Genomic DNA, 24615 nt, shown 5'->3' on the forward strand with positions numbered 1-24615 from the left:
CGGTTGTCGCGTCAACGGATGCCGACTGTCTGGTGATCGGGCTCGATGACGGCGACGACGCGCTCGTCGTCACGCGGGTAGGTCTCATCGGTGTACTTGGCGACGATGCGGTCGATGATCGACCAGCCGGCGTCGCCGTCGATCCAGTCGACAACGCGGCCGCGTACGGCGACAGGGGTGAACGGGTCCTCGGCCGGAGCGATGGACAACGCCAGGCGCGGATCGCGGCGCAGGTTGCGGGCTTTGCGTTTGCCGGGCGCGGTGAAGATGACGATGTGCTCGTCGTGAGTCCCGACGTACACGGGGGTGGCGTGCGGTGAGCCGTCCGGTAGGACGGTGGCGAGGTGGGCGATCGGTGCTTCGTCGAGCACGCGGCGGATGTCGGGATGCAGCACTGTGGTCTTCCCGTCTGTAGTGGTCAGCGGTCGTGGTGGGTGCGCCAGGCGAGGTAGTCGGCGACGGCGGCGGCGAGGTCGAAGGCCGGGGTGAAGCCGGTTTCGGTGGTGAGCCGGGCGATGTCGAGGTAGGGATCGTGGCCCGGCCCCGCCCGGCGTCCGTCGAGCAGGTCGAGCTGCGCGTGCGGAATGGCGGCGTGGACGGCGTCGACCAGCTGCCGGTTGGTGAACGGCTGTCCGCTGGAGACGTTGTAGACGTCGTGGGCGAGGGTGTCGGCGGTACTGAGCAGGGCGATGGCACGCCCGGCGTCAGGGGCGTAGCAGAAGTCGCCGCCGTCGTCGGCGTACAGGGGCGCGGGGCGTTCTCCGCGCAGCACGGCGCTGAGATAGGGCGGGACGGCGTTGAATGGTGTTGCCGGGTCCATGAGCGGTCCCCAGGTGCTGCCGATGCGAAGCACGACCGCTTGGATCCCGGTGTCCTGCAGTGCGTTCGTGGTGAGCGGTTCGACGGCCTTCTTGAAGGCGATGATCGGATGCGGTGCCGGCGCGGCGGGTAGCGCCAGGTCTTCGTGCCAGGGGATCTCGTTTCTGCCCAGGTAGGAGCCGAGGCTGCCGGCGACCGCGAAGCGCCGCACGCGCCAGGCGCGGGCGGCGTCGAGCATGGTGAGCAGCCCGGCGGTGTCGGCGCGGAAGTACGCGACCCGGTCCGCGCCGGGGATGCTGCCGGCCAGGTGCACGATGTCGGTGATCGAATACCTGTCGCCGAGTGCGGCCACCGCGGCGGGGTCGGTGACGTCGAGTTGTTCGACGATGACGTCGTCGGGCAGGAACGCCGGGCGCACGGTTCGCCGGTGGGCGGTCGCGACGACGGCGTGACCGAGGTCCGTCAGGGCGCCGACGGTGTGGGCACCGATCATGCCGAGGCCGCCGGTCACGAGGATCACCTGACCACCTCGTAGTGCAGGTGGGTCACACCCGGCGCGGCGACGGCCTCGATCAGCCGAAGTTCGACGGGCGCGGGCAGGGTCTGGAAGAACGGCCGGCCGGCGCCCAGCAACACCGGTCGCTGGTGCAGGATCAGTTCGTCGACCAGACCCGCTGTGAGCGCGGCGGTGGTCACTCCCCCGCCCATGAGGGCCACGTCCTTGTCACCGGCCAGGCGGCGGGCTGTGTCGACGGCCTCGTCGATGCCGCTGGTAACCAGCGTCTGGCGGGGATGCTGCGCGGGCAGCGGTCGGTGACTGAGCACCACGAGCGGCGCGTCGGGGTGCGGGGTGCCGCCGCTGCCCCAACCAGAGTCGTCGTAGGTGTTACGCCCGGCGAGGCTGGCTCCCACCCGTGCCGCGGCCCCGTCGAAGACGCGAGCGCTGGGGGCGCTGAGCCGGAAGCCGTCGAGCACCGCGCTCGGGGTGTCGCCGTCGAAGTACCAGTCGAACAACATTCCACCGTCACCGAGGCCGCGGCTGGGGCCCGGGCTGCGGCCGGTGATGTAGCCGTCGACCGAGACCGACAGCGCGGCGAGGACTTTGCTCATGGAGTACCTTTCGCTCGTCGCGGTACGTTTCAGGGGGGTCGGCCGGGTCGTGTCCGGGCAGGTCTCGGGTGAGCACGTCACCGTCGAAACCCTGGCCAGGCGCAGCAGATGCCGATCGATCACCGTGGCACGCTATCGAGCGACGCTTCGCCGGTCTTGAACGAATCGCGCACCATCACACGGGCACCGGCGAGCGACGGCCCGCGAGAAACGGCGTGTACGACGCGGTGTGGTCGTGACCGCACGAGCACCTGTCGACCTCCGCGCCGAGCAGTCCGCGTGGCGTCAAGCCGGTGAGGCGGCGCACCTCTCGACTCAGGTGGGCCTGATCCGCGTAGCCGACGTCGACCGCGAGCCCTGCCATGCCGTCGGCACCGCGCCGTCCGGTCGCGCTCGCGCCCGCCTGCGCCAACGCGAGGAAGCCCTGGAACCGCAGCGTCCGCTGCAACGACTTCGGCCCGGTGCCCACCGCCCACACGCAGCGACGCCGCAACTGACTGACCGACAGTCCGAGGTGGTCGGCGACCGCACCGACGTCACGCGGCTCCCAGGGCATCAACAACCGCACCGCCTCGCGGACGAGCGGGTCCGCACCGGCGGACCGCGCGCGGTCCAGCAGGAATGCCTGCAGGATGAGCAGCGCGGCCCGGGGTGTCGACGCGGCGGCGATCGCCTCGCCCAGGCGGCCCACCCACGGATGACCGAGCTCGTCGAGCGAGACACCCCGGTCGAGCAGGTCCGCAACGTCACCGGGTATCAGAACGGGTACCCCAGGGTGGAACCGGACGCCCACCAGGGTCGTGGCCGCGGGGATCACCTCGACCCGCGGTCCGGTCAACGGGCCGAGCAGCCGCGGCTGCCCACCGAGCGGCCAGTGCAGCTCCGCACCACCGGTCGGCAGGTGTCGCTGCACGTAGGACGCCGGCCCGGTCGTCTGCACCCACACGGTCCGTAGGTGGCTGACCAGCTCCGGCATCGGGGTGAGTTCCGCGTAGGACGGCGCCTCGGTCATGCGACGACCTCATCGTGATCGGACGCGAGGGCCGCCTCCACCGCGTCCGCCGCCGCTCGGCGCCCGCCGGCGTCCCGCACCCTCGCGGAGGCGGCGCGCAACCGTTCGCGGATCGCCGGATCGCGCGTGAGGTCGCGCATCCTGGCCACGCCCTCGTTCCCGCTCGGGTCACCGTCGTCCGGGAGTCGCACGCCGAGACCGAGCGCCTCGACCCGTGCCGCGACGAGGTGCTGCTCGCTCGTGCGCGGTGCGCACACCATCGGGACGGCGAACCAGAGGGCCTCCATGACGCTGCCCATCCCGGCGTGCGTGACGAAGAGGTCCGCCTGTGCCAACGCGGCGAGCTGGTCGACGTGCTCGTGCGCCTCGACCCGGTCGGGCATCCTCCCGAGGGCGGCGACCGGGAACCCGCCGGTGGACACGAGCACCCGGTGGTCCGGCAACGCGGCGGCCGCGGAGCGGACCAGCGACCGTACCGTTTCCGGCTCGGCCGCCGCGGTGCCGGCGCTGACGTACACGAGCCGTTCGTGCCCCGCGGGGCCGGTGCCGAGCCGCGAACCCAGACACGGTCCGACGAAGTGGTGGTCCGTGCCGAACTCGTCCCCGTTCCACTGGAACCACCGGGGGAGGAACGCGATCGATCGCCGCTCGCGCGCCTCGGCCAGGTCGCCTACGGTGCCGCGCTCGACTCCCCAGTGCGCGCAGAACTGGTCGAGCTGATCCTGTAAGGCTGTGAAGGCGGGGTGTGCGGGGTCGAGCACGCTCGTCTGCCCGGTGGCCGCGGCCAGCGACCACGCCGGCCCCTGGGCAAAGGACGGGAACAACGCCACCGCCGGCCGGTCGAGCAGCTGTGCCAGCGCGCGACCGGCCGGGTGGGCAGCCCGGTCGTAGAGCAGGATGTCGGGGACGTCGCCGCGCAGGACGGGAAGGACCTGGGGTACGACGGCGGCTGCCTCCGCCAGCAGCACGAAGGGCAGCCACACCGCGAAGTCACTCGGCGGCACCGACGACGACGGGCGCGTGACAAGCGTCGACTCGTAGGTGACGACGTCCGCGCCGGCGCGTCTCGCCGGGGGCGCCGCGACGTCCGGGGCGAAACAGGTGACCCGGTGCCCGCGCTCCCGCAATTCGGCGATCACGTCGAGTACGGGAAGCAGGTGGCCGGTGGCCCCGACGGCGAGGACGGCGACGTGCGCGCCGGGCGTCGTGCTCACGCGCGCAGTCCGTGTCGGGCGGTGTACCAGAAGAACCAGGACAGCAGCCCGGCGAGCATGACGACGTACTGCACGTTGGTGACCGTCGCGACCGCGTCGAGGTCGATCACCGAGGCGATCGCGATGCGGGCCACCGCGTCCAGCATCAGGACCACGCCGACCACCACGCTCACCAGGCGCAGGCGGCGCCGGAAGACGGGATCGTCGCTCCAGCGCTGCTGCCACGCCGCGGCTCCCGCGTCGCCGACCTTCGCCGTGGCGATGACAGTGCCGAGGTGGAGCATGAACGGCCGCTTCATGGCCAGCGACAGCAGCACCCAGGCGCCGAGCAGGCCGGTGAGCCATCCGTCCTTGATGTACAGCAGACGCGCGTCCCCGGTGACCACGCTCAACGCGCCCCCCGCGACGAACAGGCTGACGACGACGAGGCCGGCGACGTCGACCCGTCGGCTGCGCGCGGCGACCAGGGCGGCGTTGGCGGCGGGAACCGCGCCCGCGGCGAGGGTGGCGGCCAGCACGTCGGCGCCCAGGGCGCGAAGCACGTAGTAGACGACAAGTGGCAGGACCACGTCGACGACGACTCGTCCGACGAGAGCGCGGCGGGCACCCCGTCTCCCCCACACCTCGGCGGCGGCTGTCGCGTCCTCCGGGTGGTCGTCGGCCAGCCTCACGAGAGCACTCCCCCGAGATCCCCGGAGGCCCGGTCCACGGCGATCGCGCGATCGAAGATCGCGCACAACTCCTCCGCGTAGGCGGCCAGGTCCATCCCGTCTCCGCGGGCGAACCGCTCCACAGCGGCATCGACAGCGGCCCGGACCGTCACGGCCATCACCACCGGGTCGAACCGGCGCAGCTCCCCGGACTCCTGACCGGAGACGAACAGCTGCGCCAGCAGCACCAGCGGCACGTCCTCGCGAAGGTCCGCGTCCGCCGTCTCCCGGGGCAGGTTACGGGCGATCTCGACAGCGGCACGGGCGTACGCCGGCCGTTCGCCGAGAAAGCGGAAGTTCGAGCGCAGGTACGCGGCGAGCTTGCCGCGCGCCGACGCCTCGGCCTCGATCGCCGGGACCATGAACTGCTGCGCCCGCTCACCGATGTGGCGCAACGCCGCAGCGACCAACTCCTGCTTGGTGTCGTAGTGGTAGGTGATGAGCCGCGTGCTGCTGAGTCGCGCCGTCTCGACGATCCGCGCGAACGTCGCCCCCGCGTAGCCGTGTTCGGCCAGCAGCTCGACGACCGCCTCCAGGATCCGCGTCTTCCGATCGACCTCCGGTGTTATCTGCATGGATAAATCGAAGCAGATGATGGGGCCCCACGTCAAGGGAAGACCACCCGCACGTACCGGCAACTCCGGCCGACCGCCCCGCGCAGGAACGTCGTCACCCCATCCCCACCAGCGGCAGATCACGCCGCACACGACAGGGGATCGCGGTACGCCCGCCGTCAGGCCGTCGCGGGTTGCTGCGCCAGCACGTCCCGGAGCATGTCCGCGATGGTGGTGGCCAGCTCGCGTCGTACGGCCTCGTCGAGTCGGCCGAAGACCTGCCGCAGGGCCGGCTGGATGCCGAACCCGATCGGGCAGGAGCCGCTCGGTGTCGAACTATGCAGGGCGAAGAGCGCCTCGTCGTCGCCGACCGCGAGGTACGCGTCGAGCAAGGTGATCGACTCGGGCTCGCGTGCCAGATGCCAGCCGGCACCCGCCCCACCCGTCGCGACCGCTTGCTCCTGGAGAGGAACAGCAGATGAGAAGCGCAGGCGAACTGATGCTGGCCTACACCGCCACCATCGCCGACCCGGGTGCCACGGCGGCGCTGTTCACCGACGACGGCGTCATCGAACTGCCGTACCTGACGTCGATCGGGCTACCACCGCGCATCGTCGGCCCGGACGAGATCCGCGCGTTCATCGTCGGCCTGCTCAAGGTGGTGCCCGACTTCGGCTTCGACACCGTCGAGGTCTTCATCGACACCCCGGACCAGGCCTTCGGCGAATACTCGGTCGAGCGCCGGACGGTCACCGGCCGCGTCTTCAGCCAGATGTACGCCGGACGGCTGGTCGCCGAGAACGGCAAGATCAAGCTCCTGCGCGAGTCACTGGACCTCGTCCGGGCCGCCCGCGCCATGCTGCCCAACGGGGTGGCCGACATCCCTGCCGACCGGTAGCCAGGTTCGGCAAGCGTCACGGTGGCGGCGCATCGTACCCAGGGCGTTGACGGCCAGCTCGGCCTTGCGTAAACCGCCGGCGTGCTCGGTCGTTCGGCTCTACGTTTCAAGCGCTGCCCGGCGCACCTGCCGCAGTACCGAGCAGAGGAGCCGCAGATGGCGGGGACCAGTGCGAAGAGCGGTTCGACGGCCTCGTTCGACGAGGTGAAACAGGTCGATGCCGGCGTACTCAACGTCGGCTACGTTGACGCGGGCCCGCCCGACGGCGCCGTCGTGCTGCTGCTGCACGGCTGGCCGTACGACATTCACAGCTTCGTCGACGTCGTGCCGCTGCTGACCGACGCCGGCTACCGGGTCATCGTGCCGCACCTGCGGGGCTACGGCACGACGCGGTTCCGCTCCGGCGACGCGATGCGCAACGGCCAGCCGGCAGCCCTGGCCGCCGACGCCCTCGCGCTCATGGACGCCCTCAACGTGGAGAAGGCGAAGCTGGCCGGATTCGACTGGGGTGCCCGGACGGCCGACGTCGTGGCCGCGCTGTGGCCCGAGCGGTGCGCCGGCCTGGTCTCGGTGAGTGGCTATCTGATCGCCAGCCAGGAGTCGGGGAGGATGCCGCTGCCACCGAAGGCCGAGCTCGCCTGGTGGTACCAGTACTACTTCGCCACCGAGCGCGGCCGGGAGGGGTACGACAAGAATCGGCACGACTTCGCCAAACTGATCTGGCAGACGGCGTCCCCCAGGTGGACGTTCGACGACGCGACATTCGACCGCAGCGCCGCCTCGTTCGACAACCCCGATCACGTCGACGTCGTGGTGCACAACTACCGCTGGCGGCTGGCCATGGCCGAGGGCGAACCACAGTACGACGAGGTCGAGCAGCGGCTGGCCGGCAAGCCGAAGATCGCGGTGCCCACCATCAGCCTCGAGGGCGACGCCAACGGCGCACCCCACGTGGACCCCAGCGTCTACGCGAAGCAGTTCACGGGCCGGTACGAACACCGCACCATCAGCGGCGGCATCGGGCACAACCTGCCGCAGGAGGCGCCTCAGGCCTTCGCAGACGCGGTGCTGCAGGTCTGAGCCGCCTCCCTCCCGGCGGCGATCCGGGACGTCGACGTCACGTGGCCGTGCTCAGTCGAGCGGTCGGTTGTATTCGTGGAAGCCGACGACCTTGCCGTTTCGGACCATCACGTGAATGCAGTGCCGGGCCGCGTACGGCTCGTTGAAGAAGACGCCCCGAGCCCAGTCCTCGAAGACGACGCGATCCTCGGCGACGGTTTTGGAGATCACCTCGACCGTGTCGAACCGGCTGGTGCCGGGTGCGAACACGCTGAAGAACCCGACCAGCTTCTCGCGCCCCTCGGCACCGGTGAAGTGACCGGTCTGCGGGGCCGGGAGGATCACGTCCACCTCGTCGTCGAACAGGTCGAAGAAGCCCTCCCACGAACCGGTCTGGAACCCTTCGATCAGGGCGTCGTACGCCTTGTCGGCGATCACTCGAACATCGTGGCTCATTGTCTGTTCCTTCTGAATTGGCTCTGTGCAGGTCGGTGCGGGCCGGAGTGTGTCCACCACCGGACGCCGTGCGGGAACGCGCGGCGCCGCCCGCTCGTCGACCCGAGGGGTCGCTGTGGGTCTGACCGGCACCGGTCAGACCCACATCGATGGGTGTGGGGATCAGGTGACGTTGCGGATGGTGCCGCCGTCGACGCGGATGTTGGCGCCGCTGATGTAGCCGGCCAGTGGGCTGGCGAGGAAGGCGACCGCCGAGGCGATCTCCTCCGGCCGGCCGAGTCGGTCGATGTCGTTGGGCACCAACTCGTTCGTCGCGCCCCGCTCGATCTGCTCCCAGGTCTCGCCCCAGCCCCGCTCGGGGGCGATCTCGACCAGCAGGTCCTTGACGGCCTCGACGAGGATCGCTCCGGGCGCGACGATGTTCGAGGTCACGCCGGTGCCCTTCAGTTCCCGGGCGAGCGACACCGCCAGGTTGTGGCGGGCGGCGAGGGTGGCGTTGTACTGCGGGTGCTGGAACAACGGCTGGGTCGCGAGCCCGCCACCGATGGTGATGACGCGTCCCCAGCCACGCTCGCGCATGGCCGGCACCAGTCGCTGGATCATCCGTACGCCGGAGATGACGTTGCCCTCGTAGGTCTCCCGCCAGGAGTCCGGCGTGGCGTCGGTCCAGGAGAGGTGCTTGTAGGCGCCAGCGTTGTTGACCAGGATGTCGACCGGGCCGCCGGCCAGGGCCGCGGCGGCTACCGCGTCCGCACCCTCGTCCGTGGTGAGATCACCGAGCGCGATGTCCGCTTTGCCGCCGGTTGCGCGGATCGCCTCGGCCACCGCCGTGGCCCGCTTCTCGCTCCGTCCGTGCACGACCACCTCGGCGCCTTCGGCGGCGAGCAGTCGCGCCATCGCCTCACCGAGCCCGGAGCTCGAACCGGTCACCAGGGCGCGCCTGCCGGTCAGTTGCAGGTCCATCGGATTCTCCTTCTCTCTCTCGGCGTCACGCTGCTATGTCTACGACTGTAGACATCGCCGAACGGAGTAGTCTACACTCGTAGACGTGACGGCAGACACAGGCGAATCCGGTGACGGCCCGCGACGGCGCGATGCCGCCGCCACCCGCGAGGCGATCTTGAATTCGGCGATCGAGGCGTTCACCCGCCTGGGCTACGACGGCGCTGGCGTCCGCGAGGTCGCCGCGGGCGCCGGAGTGACGGCGATGCTTGTCAACCGCTACTTCGGCTCTAAGGAGAAGCTGTTCGCCGAGGCGGTCGACCGCTCGTTCGCTCCGCGAACCGTCGTCAGCGACGACCCAAGCGTGCTGAGCGAACGGACGGCGGCCAGGTTGGCCGCGCGGACCTCACCAGAGGCGGACGATCTGGACCCGTTCGTGCTGATGCTGCGATCGGTGGCCAATCCACGGGCCGCCGAGATCATCCGCGCGGGCATCGAAAAGCACGTGGGACGGCACCTGACCGACATCCTGCCCGGCCCCGATGCCGCCCCACGCGCGGAACTGCTTCTCTCCCTGATCGCCGGAGTGTGGCTGATGTGCAAGGTCATCGCGACCCCGGCACTCACCGGCATGGATCAAGGGGCTCTCACCCGACAACTGCACGATCTGATCGAGGTCATCGTCGCCACACCGCCAGACACCGGCGGCGGCGATGGCGCACCCGCCGCGACCAGCCCCGGCTGACGGCGCCACCACGGGCCCGGCCGGGCCGATCTATCCGCTCCCGCCGGTCGACAGGCCGTACGCCGGCTCCGCGTCGGGGTCGTGGCCGTACAGCCACCGGAGGTGGCTCAGGTCGACCTGCCGGGCCAGTTCCTCGTCGCGGGCGCGCTGCGCCGGCCCGTCGGGCAGGTGGAAGAGGGCGGCCCGGTGCCGGGCCTGCCGGTGCACCTCCGCCACCCGGGGCCGGCGTGCCCGCTCGTACCGGTCGAGGGCCGTGGTCGGGTCCGCGGCGAGCAGGTCGGCGACGAGCAGGGCGTCCTCCAACGCCTGGTTGGCGCCCTGCGACAGGTACGGCAGGGTCGGGTGCGCGGCATCGCCGAGCAGCACCAGCCGGCGGCTGTGCCAGGGCCCGGTGATGTCCCGGTCGTACAGCCCCCAGCGGCTGACCCCGCGGGCCGCGCCGATGACCCGACGCACCTCGGGATGCCAGCCGTGCAGGGCGGCGGCCAGCTCCTCGACGGCCACGTCGCCGGTCTCCGCGGTCCGCGCGCAGACCGCGGAGACGTGCACCGTTCGTCGGGCCGCGATCGGGTAGTACGTGACGTGGGCGTCGGGCCCGAACCAGAAGAGCACCCGGGGTACGCGGCCCAGGGCGGGCACCTCGTCCACCGGGAGCAGGCCGCGCCAGACGGCGTAGCCGGAGTAGCGCGGACTGTCGTCGATCAGCGCGGGGCGTACCACGGAGTGCACACCGTCGGCGCCGATGACCAGGTCGGCGGTCTCACTGGTGCCGTCGGCGAGGTGCAGCGTGGCCTGTTCGTCGTCCTCGCTGACTCCGACGACGCGCCGACCGAGCCCGAGGTCGGCGGCCGGCAGGAGTCCGACCAGGCCGCGCTGCAGGTCGGCACGGTGGATGAGCACGTACGGGGCGCCGAAGTCGGTCACGCACGCGTCGCCGTGTGGGACGGCACAGAGGAGCCGGCCGTCGTCCCAACGTCGGATCTCGATCGACTCGGCGGCCACGCCGTGCTCGCGCAGCGTCGGGCCCACACCGAGGCGGTGCAGGATCCGCACCCCGTTCGGGGAGAGCTGGATGCCGGCGCCGACGGCGGCGAACCGGGCCGACTGTTCGTAGATGCGGTACGGCATCCCGTGGTGGCGCAGCAGCGCGGCGACGGCCAGCCCGGCCACCCCGCCGCCCACGATCGCGATCCGTGTCACGCCGCCACCCCACCCGGCTCGTACCCGTACAGCCAGGCACGGGCGTCCAGGTCCGCGGCCTGGCGCAGCGCCACGTCACGGGCGGCCTGTTCGGGGCCGTCGGCGAGGTGCATGTGTCGGGCCTGCGCGCGCGAGGCGCTCTGCACGGCGGTGGCCCGGGGCATGCGCTGCCGCTGGTAGCGCAGCAGCCGGTCCGGGGCGTCGGCGCGGGAGGCGCCGGTGAGGCAGGAGGCCAGCTCGACGGCGTCCTCGACCGCCTGGTTGGCGCCCTGCGCCAGGAAGGGCAGCATCGGATGGGCGGCGTCGCCGAGCAGGGTGACCCGCCCGACCGACCAGGCGGTCAACGGTTCCCGGTCCCACAGCGCCCAGTACCGGACCTCGCGGGCGGCTCGCGCCACGGCGGTGACCGGGGCGTGCCAGCCGTCGAAGGCGGCGACCAGTTCGGCCGGATCCACAGTGGCGGACCACGATTCCACGGGCGGCTGACGCAGGGGGGCGATGGCGGCGAAGCCGAGCGCCCGGCCGCCGCTGACCGGGTAGCAGACGAAGTGCCGGCCCGGGCCGAGCCACATCCGGGCCACCGGCGCACGGGCGCCCGCCGGCAGGCGATCCATCGGCACCAGCCCACGGAACACGCCGAGGCCGGAGAAGACAGGCGTGTCCGGGACGAGCGCCGCGCGGACCGCCGACCGCAGCCCGTCCGCGCCGACCACCACGTCGGCCCGGTGGGTACGGCCGTCGGCGAAGGTGAGCACCACCTCCTCGCCGTCACCGTCCACACCGACCAACGGCCGGCCCAGATGCAGCCGGGTGGGGTCCACCCGCGCGTGCAGGGCGTCGCGCAGGTCGGCACGGTGAATCCCCAGGTACGGCGCGCCGAAGCGCACCTCACAGGCCGCGCCGAGTTCGGTGCGGGCCACCGGCCGGCCGGACCAGCCGTGGATCTGCGCCCCGGCGAGTCGGACGGCCCGGGCGTCGAGCGTCGGCCGCAGACCGAGCCGGTGCAGGGGTCGGACCGCATTCGGGGAGAGCTGGACTCCGGCGCCGACCTCGGTGAGCCGGTCGGCCCGCTCGAACACGTCGTAGGCCGTGCCGGCCGCGTCGAGGGCCGCGGCCAGGGCCAGCCCGCCGATGCCGGCGCCGACGACCGCCACCCGCGGGCTGCTCATGACGGGTTTCCGTCCGGGTACGCCGCGGCGAGCCAGGCGTAGGTGCGCAGCTCCTCGAAGAGGCTGCGGCCGAGTCGGTTGTGCAGCATGTGGACGTGGGAGAAGAGGATCTGGGCCGGCGGCGTGTCGCCGCTGGCGGCGATCTGCCCGGCCAGCTCCGCGATCGCGGCGTGCCAGCGGCGGAACGGGCCGTGTGCGTCCGGATCGGGCACCGGGCCGGTGGCGTCGACGGTGCAGAGGGCAGCGAGCTGCTCCGGCGTCGTGCCGGAGTTGCCGGCCCACACCCGCCAGGCGTCCATGCTGCGGCGGTAGAACTCGGCCTGCCGCTCACGACCCCCGAGGGCGGCCGCGGCGGCGATGGTGCCCCGCAGTCCCAGGCCGGTACGCAGCCCCTCGGAGGGCCGGCTGGGCAGCACGGCGACGACGAGCTCGCTGGAGAGCTGGAACAGCCGCTCGGTGGCGGGCATCAGCGACCTGCCGCCGTAGCGCAGGTGCTCCGGCTCGTAGACGGCCCGGTGCACGCCCGGGGGCATCAGGTCGAGAACCTGCCGGTCGGCACCGCGCTCGGTGGCGGCGAAGGTCACCGCCCCGGCCCGGTAGCCGGCCTCGTCGAGGGGCTCCTCGTCGTCGGCCAGCCGACCTGCCTCGGCCAGCCGGTCACGCAACGCCTCCTCCACCCGGTGGTACGCCTCGGAGTCCAGGTCGCCGACCCGGAACCGCAGGTGGGTGCCGGCCTGCCAGAAACGCATAAAGAACCAGGGCCGGCCGTCGAGTTCGGCGACCACCGGCCGGATCACCTCCTGGATCACCCGGTCCTGCACCGAGCGGGCGTCCGAGGCGAGGTGCAGGTGCCACGAACTCCAGTCGGTGGGCCGGATCGCGGCGGGGTCGGGGCGGAGCACGGTCTGGGTCACGGCATCTCCTCTGTTCTCGATTGCGGGGTTCGCAGACCCGGGTAACTGCTCGCGCTCACGGCACCGCTCCTCACAACCTGATGTCGAGCAGCCCGCCGCTGGCATGCCGCGGCGTGCCCACCACGGCGGCGAGCGCGATCATCTCGTCGCCGGCCAGGCCGAGCAGGTCCCGCGTCGCGTTCTCCACGAACGCCCGGACGGGCCGGGCGAAAAGGTCTGCCGCGCTGGCCGCGAGGGAGAGGCCGTGCGCGGCCCAGCCGACGGCGTACTGGGTGGCCGTCCAGGCCGTCGGCCCGTGGGCGGCGTGCAGCTCCCGGGGGCGGACCGACAGGAACCACACCATGGAGGCGTGCCGGACACCGCAGCCCTCGGTCGGGGTGAGCGGGTAGCCGTAGGTGGCCTCCAGCTTCGCGGTGATCTCCCGGTCGGCTCGGTGCAGGACGAGTTCGCCGTCCGGCCCGACCCGGTGCACGCCGTCGACGTACCCCTCGATGTCGCGCAGGGCGACCGAGACGGTGATCCGGTCGCGGACGGCGGCCAGGGTGGGTCCGGGTGCCGGCACGGCCAGCCAGCGGATGATGTCGTGCACGACCGCCGCCGGCAACCGCCGACGGCGGGAGTCGAAGCCGGGCCGGCCCGCAGGCATCCGCCCCGAGTTACGGCGCCAGGTCAGCTCCGCCCAGTCCGGCGCGGTCGGCGCGACAGCGGCGCCCGCCGGTACGCCGGAGCCGAGTCGGGCGGGTGGGTCGGTGAACGTCTGCTGCCGGTTCACCCCGGCCACCTCGGCGAGGACCGGATCGGCCGCCTCGGCGTGCGGGTCGGCGGGCGTCGGTCCGGGCACCAGCGGGGGCGCGCCCAACCCGACGGTGACCGGCAGCGACCACTCCCCGGCGGGGTCGAGCCCCAGCTCGGCGAGGACCGCGCCGGCCCCGGCGTCGGGCAGCCGCACCCACGCCGGCACCCGGAACTGGTGCAGGCCGATGGCGAGGGCGCGCAGCGCGTAGCCGGTCTCGATGGCGACCAGGGAGCCACGGAACCAGCGGTAGCCGCGCGGGATGCGGGTGTAGCGGCCGGTCAGCGCGAGCTGCCTGGCCCGGGGCGAGTGCGCGGGTACCGACAGCGTGTTCAGCGCGTGCCGGTCGGGATCCAGCAGTGCCCAGTGCTCCCCGTCGTCCGCGAAGACCTGCACCGGGTACAGGCAGCGCGGCGAGGCGTAGCCGCGGTGGGGGTTGTAGACGTTGTCCGGATCGTACCACTGCGGCCCGTACGCGGCGACCAGGGCGTGCCCGACCGGGTCCGCCACCTCCCCCGCCACCTGCCCGTGCGGGTACGCGGTCCGGCCCAGCAGCTCCGCCGTCCCGTACGGGAGTGGAAGGCGGGCGCCTCCCACGGCGACGGCCGGGGCGGATGGGTGGACGTGCGTCTCCATCGGAGGCACCGGCTGAGACAGCCAGGGTGGGATCACCGTCTCGTCCGCCCCGGTGGCGTACGCGTGCCAGAGCGACTCCCGGCCGATGGTGTGGTCGGTGTACGGGGCGGGAACCCGCAGCCCGGCGCTCACGGGAACGGGTGGGGATCGTAGGGCAGGGGGCGTCCGGCCTGGGCGGTGCCGGCGAGCGCGGCGGCGAGCCGGGGCTGACCCAGCAGCCGCTGCTGGGCGTGGCCGAAGCACATCGGCAGGATGCCGGGTACGACCATCTTGACCACCGAGATGCCGACGTCCCGGTGCTCCCGGGTGCTCTGGTCGACAAGCACCATCCGGTCCATGCCGGCCGCCGCGTAGAGCTCCCGGACGTGGTCCAGGGCGCCCCGAACGTCACCGGCGGCGGCCCGGTCGAGCTGGCCGGGCCAGTCGCCGAACGCCTCGGCGATCGTGGTCTGCGGACCGCCGAGCACGGCGGTGGCGCGGGCCAGCGTGGCCGGATGCATGTAGTAGCGGGGGTGGTGGACCAGTTCCTCCATGTTCCACGGGTCGGCCAACATCGGCTCGATGTCGGAGGTGTCCGGGTCCTGCGGGTCGGTGACGAGCTGGGCGACCTCCCGTAGTGCGCCCCGGATGGCGGTGGCCGGGTTGGCGCCGGACCCTCCGGAGTGGAAGGTGGCGGGGAATCCGCCGGTCCGGTTGACGGCGAGGGTCCACACGATCGGCAGGGCCACGTCGTGGGTGGCGACGAGGATGTGGACGTCGAAGCCACGGGCGTGGATGAGGTCGATCAGGGCCTGACTGTCCGGGTCGGTGATCGTCGAGGTGGGGATCACCGGCAGCGGGGTGGCCCGGTGCCAGGCGATCAGGAAGGCGTCCCGCTCGGCGAGCTCCAGCAGCGAGTGCAGGGCCGCCTCCTCCAGGCAGGAGCCGGCCGCGCAGCCGCTGGAGGAGTCGTAGAAGTGCTTCCGGTTCTCCCGCGGGTTGGCCCGGCGTGCGGCGCGGGCGGCCCGGCGGTTCAGCTTGTACCGGTACTCGTACTGGTAGAAGCCGATCTCGGCGGGCACCAGCACCGGCCGCCCGGTGCCGAGGTCGTGGCCCCACACCCAGTCCATCGGGCTGTCCGGGTGCACCGGGAGCACCCGTGCGGTGGGGTGGGCGAGCTGCTCGTCGGTGTGCCCGCCGAGAGTCGCCGGGTCGAGTGCGTGGTCGGCGACCTGACGGTAGGTCAGCCCCTGGAGCACCGGCGCGTCGAACGGGAAGCCGCCGAGGCGCTCGTAGAGCTCGATGAGGCCCACCGGTTCGGCCTCCCGGAAGGTCATCGCCCGGCCGTGTCCCCACGCCGGCGCGTCCGGCATGATCGACATGCTCATGGCGAAGGGTGCGGCCGACTCCAGAATGATCTTCTGGACCGGGCCGAAACGCTCGTCGACGACCCGGTCGCGCAGCGCCCCCGGAACGACCAGGCGGGCACCGTCCGCGGCCCGGGTGGGGTCGCCCGGCGCGGCCGGGTGGCTGCGCAGGGTCAGCGGCTCCGGTCGCCAGTCCAGGTCCGGCTGGAAGCGCGGCGCACACGACGAGCAGTAGAAGTGCCGCGGGATCCGGTGCCGCCGCACACCTGCCGGGCCGACGACGGCGAGCTCGCCGGGGGCCAGCGGGACGTCCGCCAGGTTCCGGGCAGCCGCCGCCAGCAGGTCCGGCAGCAGCGGGTCGCCGGTGCCGGTCCGCCAGCGGTTGAGGTCCAGTCGGGCCTGCAACGGGTGTTCCAGCACCGAACGCTCGCGGGACTCGGCGCAGACCGGGCAGCCGGCGTCGGTGCCCGGCACCCAGCGCGGTCCGATCTGCACCTCGTCGTCGTACACCCGCACCGACAGGTGCTCGCGGCCGTCGGCGGCGCTGCGCCGCCACTGCCCGGTCTGCCAGTCCAGGTCGAATCCGCGGTCGAGCGTCACTGTGGCGTCGACCGCGAGCAGCGGGGCCAGCGCGGTGAGCCACTCGTCGGCGGCGTCGGCGGTGAACCCCGGCCCGAGGTTGGGCCGGTCGGTGTCAGTGCCCATCGGTCTGCTCCTCGATGTCGCCGGTCACCTCGACCGGGCCGTACCAGAACGGAAGCTCGCCCAGGACGGGGTCGGCGTGCCGGGCGCGGCCGCGGAACCGGCGGCCGGTCGCCGCGGCCAGCGCGGTGACCTGCTTACGCAGCGCGTCCACCACGCCGTCACCGGCGAGCAGCAGGGCGTCGGTGTGCAGAGCGGGTGCCGGCTCGCCGCCGGCCGCCCGGACCTGCGCGGCGGTGACCGCCACCCCCACGGCGGCCCGGACGGCGGTGTCCGTGTCCGGCCCCCAGGCCACGCCGAGCGTCTCCCCGTCGGGGGTACGCACCCGGGCCAGCCGCCAGTCCAGGCCGGGCACCGCGCGCAGGTCGACGACGTGCGGCTGGGCACCCAGGCTCTGCCGGATCCGGTGCGTCTCCGGGTCCAGGTCCGCCGGGTCCACCGGGTGGGCCTGCTCGGCTTCCGCAGCGAGCAGCCGCAGTACGCCGTCGAGCAGCCACGTCTCCTCGGTCAGTCCCGCCGCGCCGCCGTCGGCCGCCCGCCGCATCCCCTCGATCGCCGCCGCGACGTACGCGGTCTGGAGGTCGGGTCCGGCGGCGAAGACCGAGCCGGTCCGGCCGTCGCGGTACGCCAGCTCGCGCTGCGACAGCGGCAGCTGGGGCAGCTCCGGTTCCCGGTCACCCCGGGTGTACGGGCCGGTCCAGCGGGTGGTCAGGGCCGAGACGGCCGGGGTCAGATCGTCGATCGTGGGCAGCGGAACGGGTTGGGCGTCGTCCAGCAGGTGCCACCGCTCGTCATCGGCCAGTGGCGCGCCGAGCACCACCCGGTCGGCGGTGAGCGCGTCGGAATGCACGACGTGCGCGTCCCGACGGGTGTCCTGACCAGCGATGATCGTGAACAGCAGGTGCGCGGCGAGCGCACCTGCCAGCGCGTCCGCGACCGGACGGGCGGCAGGCGGCACGCCGTCCGCCGCCGCCTGCTCCAGGACCCGGTCCCGCCACGCCGGCCACACCGCGGCGGTCGCGGCGTCGCTCACCACCGGCCCGGCCACCAGCACCCGGTCGTCCAGCAGCACCGGCAACACCGGCGCCGCGCCCGGCTCGGGCGCCTCGTCGGCGGCGAAACAGCGGATCACCGCGTCGAACCCGGCCAGGTCATCGGTCGCGTCCCGCGCCTCGGCCGCACCGATCCCGGCCCGGAGCAGCCCCCGCACCGCCGGCCCGGTGACCTCGACGGGGCCCACCACCGCGACCCGCGCCGCCCGCACCGCCGCGAAGGCGGCGTACGGATCCGCGGACACCGCCTCCAGGTAGGCCAGCGGGCCGGCCCACCGCTGCCGCTCGGCCTCGTCCGGCTCGGCGACGGTGTGCGCCGCGAAGTCCAGCAGCAGGTGGTGCCCCCGCAGCTGGTCGACCAGGTGGCGCACGGCCGGCCTGGCCCGCTCGGTGCCCAGCGCGGTCACCATCTCGTCCTCGGTGGTGCCGACGTCCAGCAGCGGCACACAGGTGTCGGCGACGCGGAACAGCAGCGCCGAGCCCCGCAGGACGAGCTGGTCGCGGCCCCCGGCGAGGTAGACGCCGTCGGGCGTCGGCGCGTAGTGCAGGTACGGTCGCGCGCGCAGTCTCATGACTTCTTCCCTCCGTACTGGAACAGGCCGCCGGGGCGCCTGCCGATCTCGACCACCCACTCGTGGGCGTGCGTGCCGTCGACCACCCCGGGAAGCGCCTCCTCCAGGTAGTCCACTGCCTTTCCGTCGGCCCGACGCTCGAGCATCCGCGGCAGCACCCGGGTGCCGAGGGCGGAGGTCAGGTCGACGTACTGCGGCTTCTGCTTCTGCCGACGGGGCATGATGTCGGCCGGGCGCAGCGACCGGGGCGCCTCGTCGTCGAAGGCGGTCTTGACCACCACCTCCTCCGGTACGCCGTACCGGCCGCGCCAGCCGGTGAGGGCGAGCAGCCGCTCGGGGCCCTCCGGCGCGGCCAGCGCTCCGTCCAGCTCGGCGCCGCCGTACCAGCGGCGGCGGCTCAGCACCACGTCACCGACGGCGATCCGGGGGGCGACCCGGGTACGGGCCCGGTCCCACGGGTTGCCGCCGTGCCAGAGGTCCAGCAGGTAGTTGTTGAGTCGGCCGCCGGTCGCCAGGCAGGACGCCACCGACAGGGGCGGCGGGAACAGCCCCGGGTGGCCGGTGCCCAGCGGCAGCACCCGCAGCCGCTGCCCGTCGGCATCGGTGACCGCGAGCGTGTCGGTGTCCGGATCGTGCACCAGACGCAGCGCGTACCAGTCGTCCGGGCCCAACCCGTCCGGCAGCACGCGGGGATGGGCGTTGACGTTGAGTCGGTGCAGCCCCAGGTCCTCCACGACGCGTGCGCCGTCCCAGCCGAAGCGCTCGGTGAGCCGGTCGGCGAGGTACGGCAGCGCCCGCCCGCCGAGCCGCCGGTCGCCGTCGAGGAAGCGGGAGTAGAGCATGCCGTGCCCCGGCAGTCCGTCGTTGACCACCAGCCGGTCCCCCGCCCACTGCGCGAGCACCCCGTAGCTGAGTGGGTCACGCCGGAACTCCGCGGGCAGTTCGGCGACGAGCTCGTACGCCTGCTCGGCGGACCACCGCACCTCGGGCTCGCCCGCCTCGGCGGCCCGGGTGATCTCCGCCCGGGTCCAGGCCATGATCCGTCGGCGCAGCGCGTACAGGCGCAGCAGCGGATCGTCGCCGACCGGGCTGTCGTCGGTGAGCGTGGCGGCGTAGTCCCCGGCCGCCACGGCCTGTGCGGACACCGCCTCGACGAGTTCGTCGGCGTGGTCGGCGAGCGAGACGCCCGCGCCCGCGCCGAACCGCCCCACGAAGGCCCTGGTGGTCATCATGCGAACGTCGTGCAGCCAGTCGAAGACCGACAGCAGCTCCACCGCCGCGCCCAGGTCGGCCAGGTTGCCCCGCACCGGCTCGGTGTTCACGGTGACCGGCGGGAGGAGGTAGTCCTCCTCCACCATCACCTGGGCCGGCCGCTGCGCCAGTCGGCTGACCCGGGCCAGGTCGGCGCGCAGGGTCGCCAGGTCGGCGCCGCGCTCCAGCACCGGCCCGTCGGCCAGCCGGGACAACCCGGTACGCACGTCGGCGAGGGCGTCGGCGGCCGAGGTGTCCGGCCGGTCGAGCTGTTCGGCCAGGTCGGCGTCGCCGTTCTCGGCCTCGTTGAAGGTGCACAGGATGCCGCTGTCCAACGCCCGCAGCACGATCTGTTCGGCGTCGGGCAGTGGGCAGCCGGAGTGCGTGGACACGTACGCCGCGACCGCCCGGGCCGGACGCGGGCCCATGGCGATCGCGTCCATCAGCAGCTTGATCGGGCCCCGCAGCGGCGCGGAGAGGCGCTGGTAGCCGCCCTCGGTGGGGCGCAGGAAGAACAGCGCGCCCTGCTCCGGCTCCACGGCGGACGTTGGCGAGAGCCCCACCCAGACACCGAGCCGCGCCGTGCCCGCCGGCGGGTTCAGCCCGCCCAGCACATAGGCGATCATGACGCGGTCCAGGCTGGGGAAGGAGTGCGCCCCGGTGAACGGCACGCCGCGCGGGTCGATCCCGTCGGGGCCGGGCACGGCGATGCCGACAGCGGTGAACCGGGCCAGCGGGCTGGTCCGGACCATGGCCCGGGTGACGTACTGGATCAGGCCGCGCTCGGACTTGCGGGCTCGGGCGGCCACCGGTTGCCCGGTGGCCACGGCGGCCCGGTAGCGCTCGGCCTCCTCGTGCACCTCGGGGGCGAGCAGGGCCAGCGAACGGCGCAGGTCCTCGTCGCCCAACAGCCCGGCGAGGGTCCCCCGTTCCCGCTCGGCCGCCGCCGGGTGCTCGGCGCTGAGCCGGGCGCGCAGTTCGTCGCGGCGGTGGCGGGCGGCGACCCAGGCTGCCACGGCGGGCAGATGGGTGAGGTCGGTGCGGGGCTCCCGGTCCCGGGAGATGGCGCGGCGGGCCTCCACGAGACGCTTGCGTTCGGCCTCGTCGGAGCTGGCGCCGATCAGCCGGTAGAGATCGTCGGCGCAGCGGGCGGCGCTGTCGGACAGCGCCCGGTCCACGTCGGTCAGGTCGGCCAGGAGCACCCGCAGCGTCGGGTCGGCGAGGCGGGCCCGGCGCAGCGGGTTGATCCGCAGTTGCCAGAGGGGCTCCGCCGGCGAGGTGGTCGTGATCGGGGCGAGGGGCGCCGGGGCGGCGGGGGCGAGTGTCATGCCGCCCTCCCCGCGGTCGCGACGACCCGGACCCGGTCGCGGGTGAGCCGGTCCTGCCAGCTCTCACCGAGCACCTCGTCGACCAGCTCGCTGATCGCGTAGCACATGTAGTAGCGCTGCATCGGCGACACGGTGAGCAGCGGAAGCTGCTGGTAGAAGAGGTTGATCAGCACGCGGTAGGCGGCGAACCACTGGGTGGTCCGGTCGTAGGCGCCCGACGCGGCGACCCTGCGGTGGAACTCGGTGTCCGGCTGGTCGCCTGTCGGCACCACGTCGGGGGCGGTGGGCGGGCCCATCGCCGCGGTGTCCACACCGCCGGTGATCTCGTCGAGCAGGTCGAGACTGAGCGTGCCGTCGGTCACGGCGGCGTCGAAGGTGCCGGCGCAGTAGGCGAATGCCGTCCGCCAGGCCGCCGCCGGGCCGCTGGGAGCGCCGGCGAGCCGCTGCTCGACCACCGGGCGCAGCACCGCCGCCTCCCGGGCCAACCGCTGCGCGAAGACCGGGCGTACGTCCTGGGTGGGCCGCGCCCAGGCCAGGAACGCCTCGACGTGCGACCGGAACGAGTAGACGCCGTGCGCAAGCCCCAGGAAGTAGGAGTCGGCGAGCGCCGCGAAGGCCTCGCCGAGGCGTACGGTGCCCTGCTCGGGCCGGCGTGCGAGTTCGTCCACGGTGTCCAGCAGCGGCGTGGTCAGGACGCTCTGCGCCACCTCCCAGCCGGGCAGGGCGCGCAGCGCCGGCTGTTGCGGGCCGGTGTCCTCCCGGCGGAGCAGCCGCACCGCGCCGTGCTCGGCCATCGGCAGGTAGGGCGGGGGCACCGCCTCCAACCGGCCGAACTCGCGAGCCTGGGTGAGGTAGTCCTCCTCGCTGAGTGCACGTGTCGGGTCCAGTGGGCCGGCGTCCAGCTTCGCGGCGACGGTGGCCCAGTCCGCCGCGCCCCCGGCGCCGCCGTAGGCGACGACGTCGACGTGCGGACCGTGCCGCCAGCCCCGACGGAGGTGGACGACGGCGTTGCCGTCGCCGTGCAGCGCGCGGGCCACCGGCACCACGGATCGTGCCAACCAGGGAAGCGTCAGAGGCCCCCTGGTGTGGAGCCGCACACCGATCACGTCGGTGGTCGGCTCATACGCCTCGGTCGTCATGTCGACGCACCTTTCCGGAATTGTCTCGACGAGCAGGAAATTCACTGGGAATTCGATTCTCGACCCGCGCGGCGATCGCACAAGAATGTTCCTGACAACTGTCAGCAATTCGCTGACGGCTCGTCCCGGCGGGTGGTTTGCGCCTTTTGAGCGACCTACGCTAGGGTCTGCTCATGTCAGCTGACACCGGCGCGCGTCAATTGGGCGGCGAGTCCGTGAATCGCCGAGGCCCGCTCGCCATGGGCGTCGTCACGATGATCGTCTACGGGTTGCTCTGGCTGATCGTGGGCGTGACCGGCCTACCGGTGCCCACCGGAGTCCGGCTCGCCCTCGACCTGGCCGCCGTGGTCGGCGCGGGCGCCCTCCTGGTGGCGGGCCGGCGGCTGCGGGCGCGCGGTCCGTCCCGGGTCCGCCGCGTCCGCCCACACTCGATGCGCTGGTTCCACCTGGTCAACCTGGCCCAGACCGTGCTGATCCTCGCGGCCGTCTTCGGGCTGCTCCGGGCCGGTTCACCAGGACTGATCGTGGTGGCCGTCTGCCTGGTCGTCGGCCTGCACTTCCTGCCCCTGGCCCGGATCTTCGACGTCCCCGGCTACTGGTGGACAGGCGCACTGCTGATCCTGGTGGCAGCGGCCGGCGCAACGGCGTACGGTCTTGATAGGAGCAACGAGACCGTGCGAGCGGTGGTCGGCCTGCCGGCCGCCGTCGCGCTCTGGTCCACCGCGCTGGACGTGTCCCGACGCGGATGAGCGAGGCGCCAGGCGCACCGACGTCGGCTGCACTCGTCCAACTTCGACTTGGACGAGCACAGCCGACGTCAGCCGCGTCAGCAGGTGCTGGGCGAGCGGGTGGGCGAGGGCGACAGTTGTTTCTCGTCGCCGTTCATCCCCTGTGTCCCGTCGCCGGTCCGGCTGGTCTCGGTCCGACCCTGACCGTCGTTCAGCAGGTGCTGGACGAGCAGGTCGAGGAGGAGGACGAGGTGCCGATGCTGCCGCTCGACGCGCCCAGCTCCGGCAGAGCCACGCCCTGGGCGACCTCGAGGACCTCCAGGTCGGCGATCTCGAACGAGTCGAAGGCCTTGTCGTCCTGGGCGGCGGCGGCAGCGGTTTCGTCGATGCTCATGTCATTTCTCCTTCTGCTGTGAAGGGCTTTTCTTCAACCCTTCCGGTGAAATCAATTCTGGCCTCGCGCACCGACCGTGTCCATGCTTTGCCAGCGCCTGCTGACACATATCACGGTGGCAATTACATCGGTGCCCCCCGTTATCGCGAAAGGGCCGCCCAGGGCGAGGTGAGAGCCTTTCGGAGAAGGCGCACACCAGGCCCGGACGGCCCGTGCAGCGGCGTTTGGGCAGGTCATCCGCGGCCCAGCTCCTCGCCGGCCCGCAGCGCCCACTCCGCGCCGTTGAGCAGCTGCCAGCCGTCCTCGGTGCGCCACGTGCCCAGGTCACCCGCCGGCCGGCTACCGAGCAGGAAGTCCCCCACCGACGTCTCGCGCAGCCAGTCCAGCCGCAGTACCCGGGCGGCCAGGTCGGCGTCGCCGATCCCCAGCCCGCACGGCGCCAGCCCCATCGCCGTCGCCACGAGGTACATGGTCTGGTAGACCACCCCGCAGTGCCGCAGCGTCATCCCGTAGGCGATGCCCGCGTACTTCCACGACAGCCGTTGGAAGCGGGACGTCAGGGTGATCAGCACGTCACCGTCCGCCTCGCCGCCGGTGGCGCCCGCCGCGACGTCCAACATCGCCGCCTGGTCCGCCGGGTCGTCGTTGACGAGCACCAACCGGTGCGCCACCGAGTCGTAGAACCAGATCCCCGCGTCCAGGCCCGCGCAGCGGCGCACGGTCAGGTACAGCTCGATCTCGTACGCCGACCCGCCGGTCGGATAGGGCCGCCCCACGATCTCGTTGCCTGTCGGGTCACCCTCGGCGCCGCGCAGCACCCGCACCCGACCCACCCGGTAGAGGAACTCGCCGAGCTGGCGCAGGGTGAGCGGCTCCTCGCCGTAGGAGCGGATGGACCGGCGGCCCTCCAGCGCCACGGTGAACGCCGGGTCCCGGGCCAGCACGTCGTCGAGCTCCGGTCGGTACAGCTCCACGGTGCGGCCCGCCGGCGGCTCCTTGACGGCTGGCAGCGGCGCGATCTCCCCCCGGTGCGGGTAGATCCCACCGATCGGGTCGTCGTAGCGACCGGGGCGGGTGCGCGAGTGGAAGAGCAGGTCGTGGAAGGACCACTGGCGCAGGGTCACATCCGTCTCGGACCCGAAGCCGCCGGTGCTGTCCGCCGCGTCGACCAGGCCCGCACCGACGAGATGACCGAGGAGCGTGGCGACCGCCGCGACGTCGAGGTCGTCGCCGGCCAACTCCAGCGGGGTACGCGGGGCGCCCAGCTCGGCCACCAGGCGTCGGGCCTCCGGGTGTACCAGGAGCACCCGGTGCCGGGCCAACGGCGACTCCAGCACCAGCGCGCCGTCCCGGGAGCGGCAGAACGCGAAGCGGGACAGCCGCACCCGGGCGGTGGGCGTCACGGTGACCGGCGCGTACTCCGTTCCGGGTGCGGTCCGCTCCAGCCGCAGCATCTCGCGGTCGCCGGCGACGACACCCCGGGCGAGCAGGTGGGGCGTCCGGTCGAGGAACCCGCGCAGCTGGGCGGCCTCCCGCGCGGTCAACCCGCTGAGCAGATCGGCGGGGTCGACGGGCCCGTCGGCGAGCCTGCGGAGCGCCGCGGTGAGCCCGTCGCCGACCTGCCGCATCGCGACCACACCGGCGGGGCTGGTGAGGACGACCCGGCCGGCTTCGAACTCCGCCCGGACGTCGTCGCGGAACCCGACGACCGTGCCGTCGGTAAGGGTTGTCGTCTGCATGGTGCACTCCGTATCCGTCGCGGGACCTGGGTCTTGGGTCTCGCCGCCACGGATTCCGGACCTCGCCCGGACACGACGCAACGAGGCGCCGCCGCCACTGTCACCGGCCACCTCGCCCGCTGTCATCGACGGA

At 72.9% G+C, this 24615-nt stretch carries 24 protein-coding genes; 4 read left to right on the forward strand and 20 right to left on the reverse strand.

Annotated features, from left to right (window positions below):
• Positions 1-11 precede the first annotated feature (11 nt).
• The 8 genes from ACGFIE_RS26085 to ACGFIE_RS26120 form a co-directional block, all read right to left on the reverse strand.
• Positions 12-395: a PPOX class F420-dependent oxidoreductase gene (locus tag ACGFIE_RS26085; RefSeq protein WP_393299244.1), complete on the reverse strand. Its 384-nt coding sequence runs from the start codon at positions 393-395 to the stop codon at positions 12-14.
• Between the two features lie 23 nt (positions 396-418).
• On the reverse strand, positions 419-1339 hold the full coding sequence (locus tag ACGFIE_RS26090; protein WP_393299247.1) for an NAD-dependent epimerase/dehydratase family protein: 921 nt from the start codon (positions 1337-1339) through the stop codon (positions 419-421).
• Positions 1336-1929 carry a dihydrofolate reductase family protein gene (locus ACGFIE_RS26095; protein ID WP_393299250.1) on the reverse strand — a complete coding sequence of 198 codons (594 nt, stop codon included), beginning with the start codon at positions 1927-1929 and terminating at the stop codon, positions 1336-1338. Before ACGFIE_RS26095 ends, ACGFIE_RS26090 begins: the two co-directional genes overlap by 4 nt.
• Before the next feature lie 175 nt (positions 1930-2104).
• On the reverse strand, positions 2105-2941 hold the full coding sequence (locus ACGFIE_RS26100; protein WP_393299253.1) for a helix-turn-helix domain-containing protein: 837 nt from the start codon (positions 2939-2941) through the stop codon (positions 2105-2107).
• Positions 2938-4155, reverse strand: coding sequence for a nucleotide disphospho-sugar-binding domain-containing protein (locus ACGFIE_RS26105; protein WP_393299256.1), 1218 nt, complete (start codon positions 4153-4155; stop codon positions 2938-2940). The genes ACGFIE_RS26100 and ACGFIE_RS26105 overlap by 4 nt, the downstream gene beginning before the upstream one ends.
• Positions 4152-4826, reverse strand: a complete 675-nt coding sequence (locus tag ACGFIE_RS26110) for a VC0807 family protein (protein ID WP_393299259.1) — start codon at positions 4824-4826, stop codon at positions 4152-4154. Before ACGFIE_RS26110 ends, ACGFIE_RS26105 begins: the two co-directional genes overlap by 4 nt.
• Positions 4823-5440 (reverse strand): TetR/AcrR family transcriptional regulator, encoded by a 618-nt coding sequence (locus tag ACGFIE_RS26115; protein ID WP_393299262.1) that lies wholly within the window; start codon positions 5438-5440, stop codon positions 4823-4825. The genes ACGFIE_RS26110 and ACGFIE_RS26115 overlap by 4 nt, the downstream gene beginning before the upstream one ends.
• Positions 5441-5598: 158 nt before the next feature.
• Entirely contained in the window at positions 5599-5910 is a 312-nt protein-coding gene (locus ACGFIE_RS26120; RefSeq protein WP_393299434.1) for an Rrf2 family transcriptional regulator, read from the reverse strand.
• Here ACGFIE_RS26120 and ACGFIE_RS26125 point away from each other — a divergent pair.
• Both ACGFIE_RS26125 and ACGFIE_RS26130 read left to right on the forward strand, forming a co-directional pair.
• Positions 5898-6317 carry a nuclear transport factor 2 family protein gene (locus ACGFIE_RS26125; RefSeq protein WP_393299265.1) on the forward strand — a complete coding sequence of 140 codons (420 nt, stop codon included), beginning with the start codon at positions 5898-5900 and terminating at the stop codon, positions 6315-6317. The two genes, ACGFIE_RS26120 and ACGFIE_RS26125, sit on opposite strands and share 13 nt — an antisense overlap.
• Before the next feature lie 156 nt (positions 6318-6473).
• Entirely contained in the window at positions 6474-7397 is a 924-nt protein-coding gene (locus ACGFIE_RS26130) for an alpha/beta fold hydrolase (protein WP_393299268.1), read from the forward strand.
• Positions 7398-7448: 51 nt separating this feature from the next.
• Here the strand turns inward: ACGFIE_RS26130 and ACGFIE_RS26135 are convergent, their stop codons facing one another.
• Together ACGFIE_RS26135 and ACGFIE_RS26140 are read right to left on the reverse strand one after the other, a co-directional pair.
• Complete coding sequence (locus ACGFIE_RS26135; protein WP_363683787.1) at positions 7449-7832, reverse strand: nuclear transport factor 2 family protein; 384 nt, start codon at positions 7830-7832, stop codon at positions 7449-7451.
• Between the two features lie 162 nt (positions 7833-7994).
• Positions 7995-8795: an SDR family NAD(P)-dependent oxidoreductase gene (locus tag ACGFIE_RS26140; protein ID WP_393299271.1), complete on the reverse strand. Its 801-nt coding sequence runs from the start codon at positions 8793-8795 to the stop codon at positions 7995-7997.
• Positions 8796-8880: 85 nt separating this feature from the next.
• On the opposite strand from ACGFIE_RS26140, the gene ACGFIE_RS26145 reads away from it, so the two are divergent.
• Complete coding sequence (locus tag ACGFIE_RS26145) at positions 8881-9519, forward strand: TetR/AcrR family transcriptional regulator (protein WP_393299274.1); 639 nt, start codon at positions 8881-8883, stop codon at positions 9517-9519.
• Between the two features lie 30 nt (positions 9520-9549).
• Here the strand turns inward: ACGFIE_RS26145 and ACGFIE_RS26150 are convergent, their stop codons facing one another.
• The 8 genes from ACGFIE_RS26150 to ACGFIE_RS26185 form a co-directional block, all read right to left on the reverse strand.
• A complete protein-coding gene (locus ACGFIE_RS26150) occupies positions 9550-10719 on the reverse strand; it encodes an FAD-dependent monooxygenase (RefSeq protein WP_393299277.1) in 1170 nt (389 codons plus the stop codon).
• A complete protein-coding gene (locus tag ACGFIE_RS26155; RefSeq protein ID WP_393299280.1) occupies positions 10716-11888 on the reverse strand; it encodes an FAD-dependent monooxygenase in 1173 nt (390 codons plus the stop codon). Before ACGFIE_RS26155 ends, ACGFIE_RS26150 begins: the two co-directional genes overlap by 4 nt.
• The gene (locus ACGFIE_RS26160) at positions 11885-12802 is read right to left on the reverse strand and encodes a thiopeptide-type bacteriocin biosynthesis protein (protein WP_393299283.1); all 918 of its coding nucleotides are present in this window, start codon (positions 12800-12802) and stop codon (positions 11885-11887) included. The genes ACGFIE_RS26155 and ACGFIE_RS26160 overlap by 4 nt, the downstream gene beginning before the upstream one ends.
• A gap of 70 nt (positions 12803-12872) precedes the next feature.
• Complete coding sequence (locus ACGFIE_RS26165; protein WP_393299286.1) at positions 12873-14363, reverse strand: hypothetical protein; 1491 nt, start codon at positions 14361-14363, stop codon at positions 12873-12875.
• The gene (locus ACGFIE_RS26170) at positions 14360-16282 is read right to left on the reverse strand and encodes a TOMM precursor leader peptide-binding protein (RefSeq protein ID WP_393299289.1); all 1923 of its coding nucleotides are present in this window, start codon (positions 16280-16282) and stop codon (positions 14360-14362) included. Before ACGFIE_RS26170 ends, ACGFIE_RS26165 begins: the two co-directional genes overlap by 4 nt.
• Entirely contained in the window at positions 16272-17903 is a 1632-nt protein-coding gene (locus ACGFIE_RS26175) for a hypothetical protein (RefSeq protein ID WP_393299292.1), read from the reverse strand. Before ACGFIE_RS26175 ends, ACGFIE_RS26170 begins: the two co-directional genes overlap by 11 nt.
• Entirely contained in the window at positions 17900-20482 is a 2583-nt protein-coding gene (locus tag ACGFIE_RS26180; protein ID WP_393299295.1) for a hypothetical protein, read from the reverse strand. Before ACGFIE_RS26180 ends, ACGFIE_RS26175 begins: the two co-directional genes overlap by 4 nt.
• Entirely contained in the window at positions 20479-21621 is a 1143-nt protein-coding gene (locus tag ACGFIE_RS26185) for a hypothetical protein (RefSeq protein ID WP_393299298.1), read from the reverse strand. The genes ACGFIE_RS26180 and ACGFIE_RS26185 overlap by 4 nt, the downstream gene beginning before the upstream one ends.
• A gap of 173 nt (positions 21622-21794) precedes the next feature.
• On the opposite strand from ACGFIE_RS26185, the gene ACGFIE_RS26190 reads away from it, so the two are divergent.
• A complete protein-coding gene (locus tag ACGFIE_RS26190) occupies positions 21795-22370 on the forward strand; it encodes a hypothetical protein (protein WP_393299301.1) in 576 nt (191 codons plus the stop codon).
• A 190-nt stretch (positions 22371-22560) separates the two neighbouring features.
• On the opposite strand, the gene ACGFIE_RS26195 is transcribed toward ACGFIE_RS26190, so the two are convergent.
• Positions 22561-22743, reverse strand: a complete 183-nt coding sequence (locus ACGFIE_RS26195) for a thiazolylpeptide-type bacteriocin (protein ID WP_363683761.1) — start codon at positions 22741-22743, stop codon at positions 22561-22563.
• 233 nt (positions 22744-22976) lie between these two features.
• A complete protein-coding gene (locus tag ACGFIE_RS26200; protein ID WP_393299305.1) occupies positions 22977-24482 on the reverse strand; it encodes a SagB family peptide dehydrogenase in 1506 nt (501 codons plus the stop codon).
• Positions 24483-24615 lie beyond the last annotated feature (133 nt).

This window comes from Micromonospora sp. NPDC049275 (assembly GCF_043197115.1).
Lineage (GTDB): Bacteria > Actinomycetota > Actinomycetes > Mycobacteriales > Micromonosporaceae > Micromonospora.

Excerpts from the sequence above, each read along its gene's own strand:
- ACGFIE_RS26095 (WP_393299250.1), bottom strand. The coding sequence starts at position 1,929 with ATGAGCAAAGTCCTCGCCGCGCTGTCGGTCTCGGTCGACGGCTACATC.
- ACGFIE_RS26100 (WP_393299253.1), bottom strand. The coding sequence starts at position 2,941 with ATGACCGAGGCGCCGTCCTACGCGGAACTCACCCCGATGCCGGAGCTG.
- ACGFIE_RS26115 (WP_393299262.1), bottom strand. The coding sequence starts at position 5,440 with ATGCAGATAACACCGGAGGTCGATCGGAAGACGCGGATCCTGGAGGCG.
- ACGFIE_RS26125 (WP_393299265.1), top strand. The coding sequence starts at position 5,898 with ATGAGAAGCGCAGGCGAACTGATGCTGGCCTACACCGCCACCATCGCC.
- ACGFIE_RS26130 (WP_393299268.1), top strand. The coding sequence starts at position 6,474 with ATGGCGGGGACCAGTGCGAAGAGCGGTTCGACGGCCTCGTTCGACGAG.
- ACGFIE_RS26135 (WP_363683787.1), bottom strand. The coding sequence starts at position 7,832 with ATGAGCCACGATGTTCGAGTGATCGCCGACAAGGCGTACGACGCCCTG.
- ACGFIE_RS26140 (WP_393299271.1), bottom strand. The coding sequence starts at position 8,795 with ATGGACCTGCAACTGACCGGCAGGCGCGCCCTGGTGACCGGTTCGAGC.
- ACGFIE_RS26155 (WP_393299280.1), bottom strand. The coding sequence starts at position 11,888 with ATGAGCAGCCCGCGGGTGGCGGTCGTCGGCGCCGGCATCGGCGGGCTG.
- ACGFIE_RS26170 (WP_393299289.1), bottom strand. The coding sequence starts at position 16,282 with ATGGGCACTGACACCGACCGGCCCAACCTCGGGCCGGGGTTCACCGCC.
- ACGFIE_RS26175 (WP_393299292.1), bottom strand. The coding sequence starts at position 17,903 with ATGAGACTGCGCGCGCGACCGTACCTGCACTACGCGCCGACGCCCGAC.
- ACGFIE_RS26180 (WP_393299295.1), bottom strand. The coding sequence starts at position 20,482 with ATGACACTCGCCCCCGCCGCCCCGGCGCCCCTCGCCCCGATCACGACC.
- ACGFIE_RS26185 (WP_393299298.1), bottom strand. The coding sequence starts at position 21,621 with ATGACGACCGAGGCGTATGAGCCGACCACCGACGTGATCGGTGTGCGG.
- ACGFIE_RS26190 (WP_393299301.1), top strand. The coding sequence starts at position 21,795 with ATGTCAGCTGACACCGGCGCGCGTCAATTGGGCGGCGAGTCCGTGAAT.
- ACGFIE_RS26195 (WP_363683761.1), bottom strand. The coding sequence starts at position 22,743 with ATGAGCATCGACGAAACCGCTGCCGCCGCCGCCCAGGACGACAAGGCC.
- ACGFIE_RS26200 (WP_393299305.1), bottom strand. The coding sequence starts at position 24,482 with ATGCAGACGACAACCCTTACCGACGGCACGGTCGTCGGGTTCCGCGAC.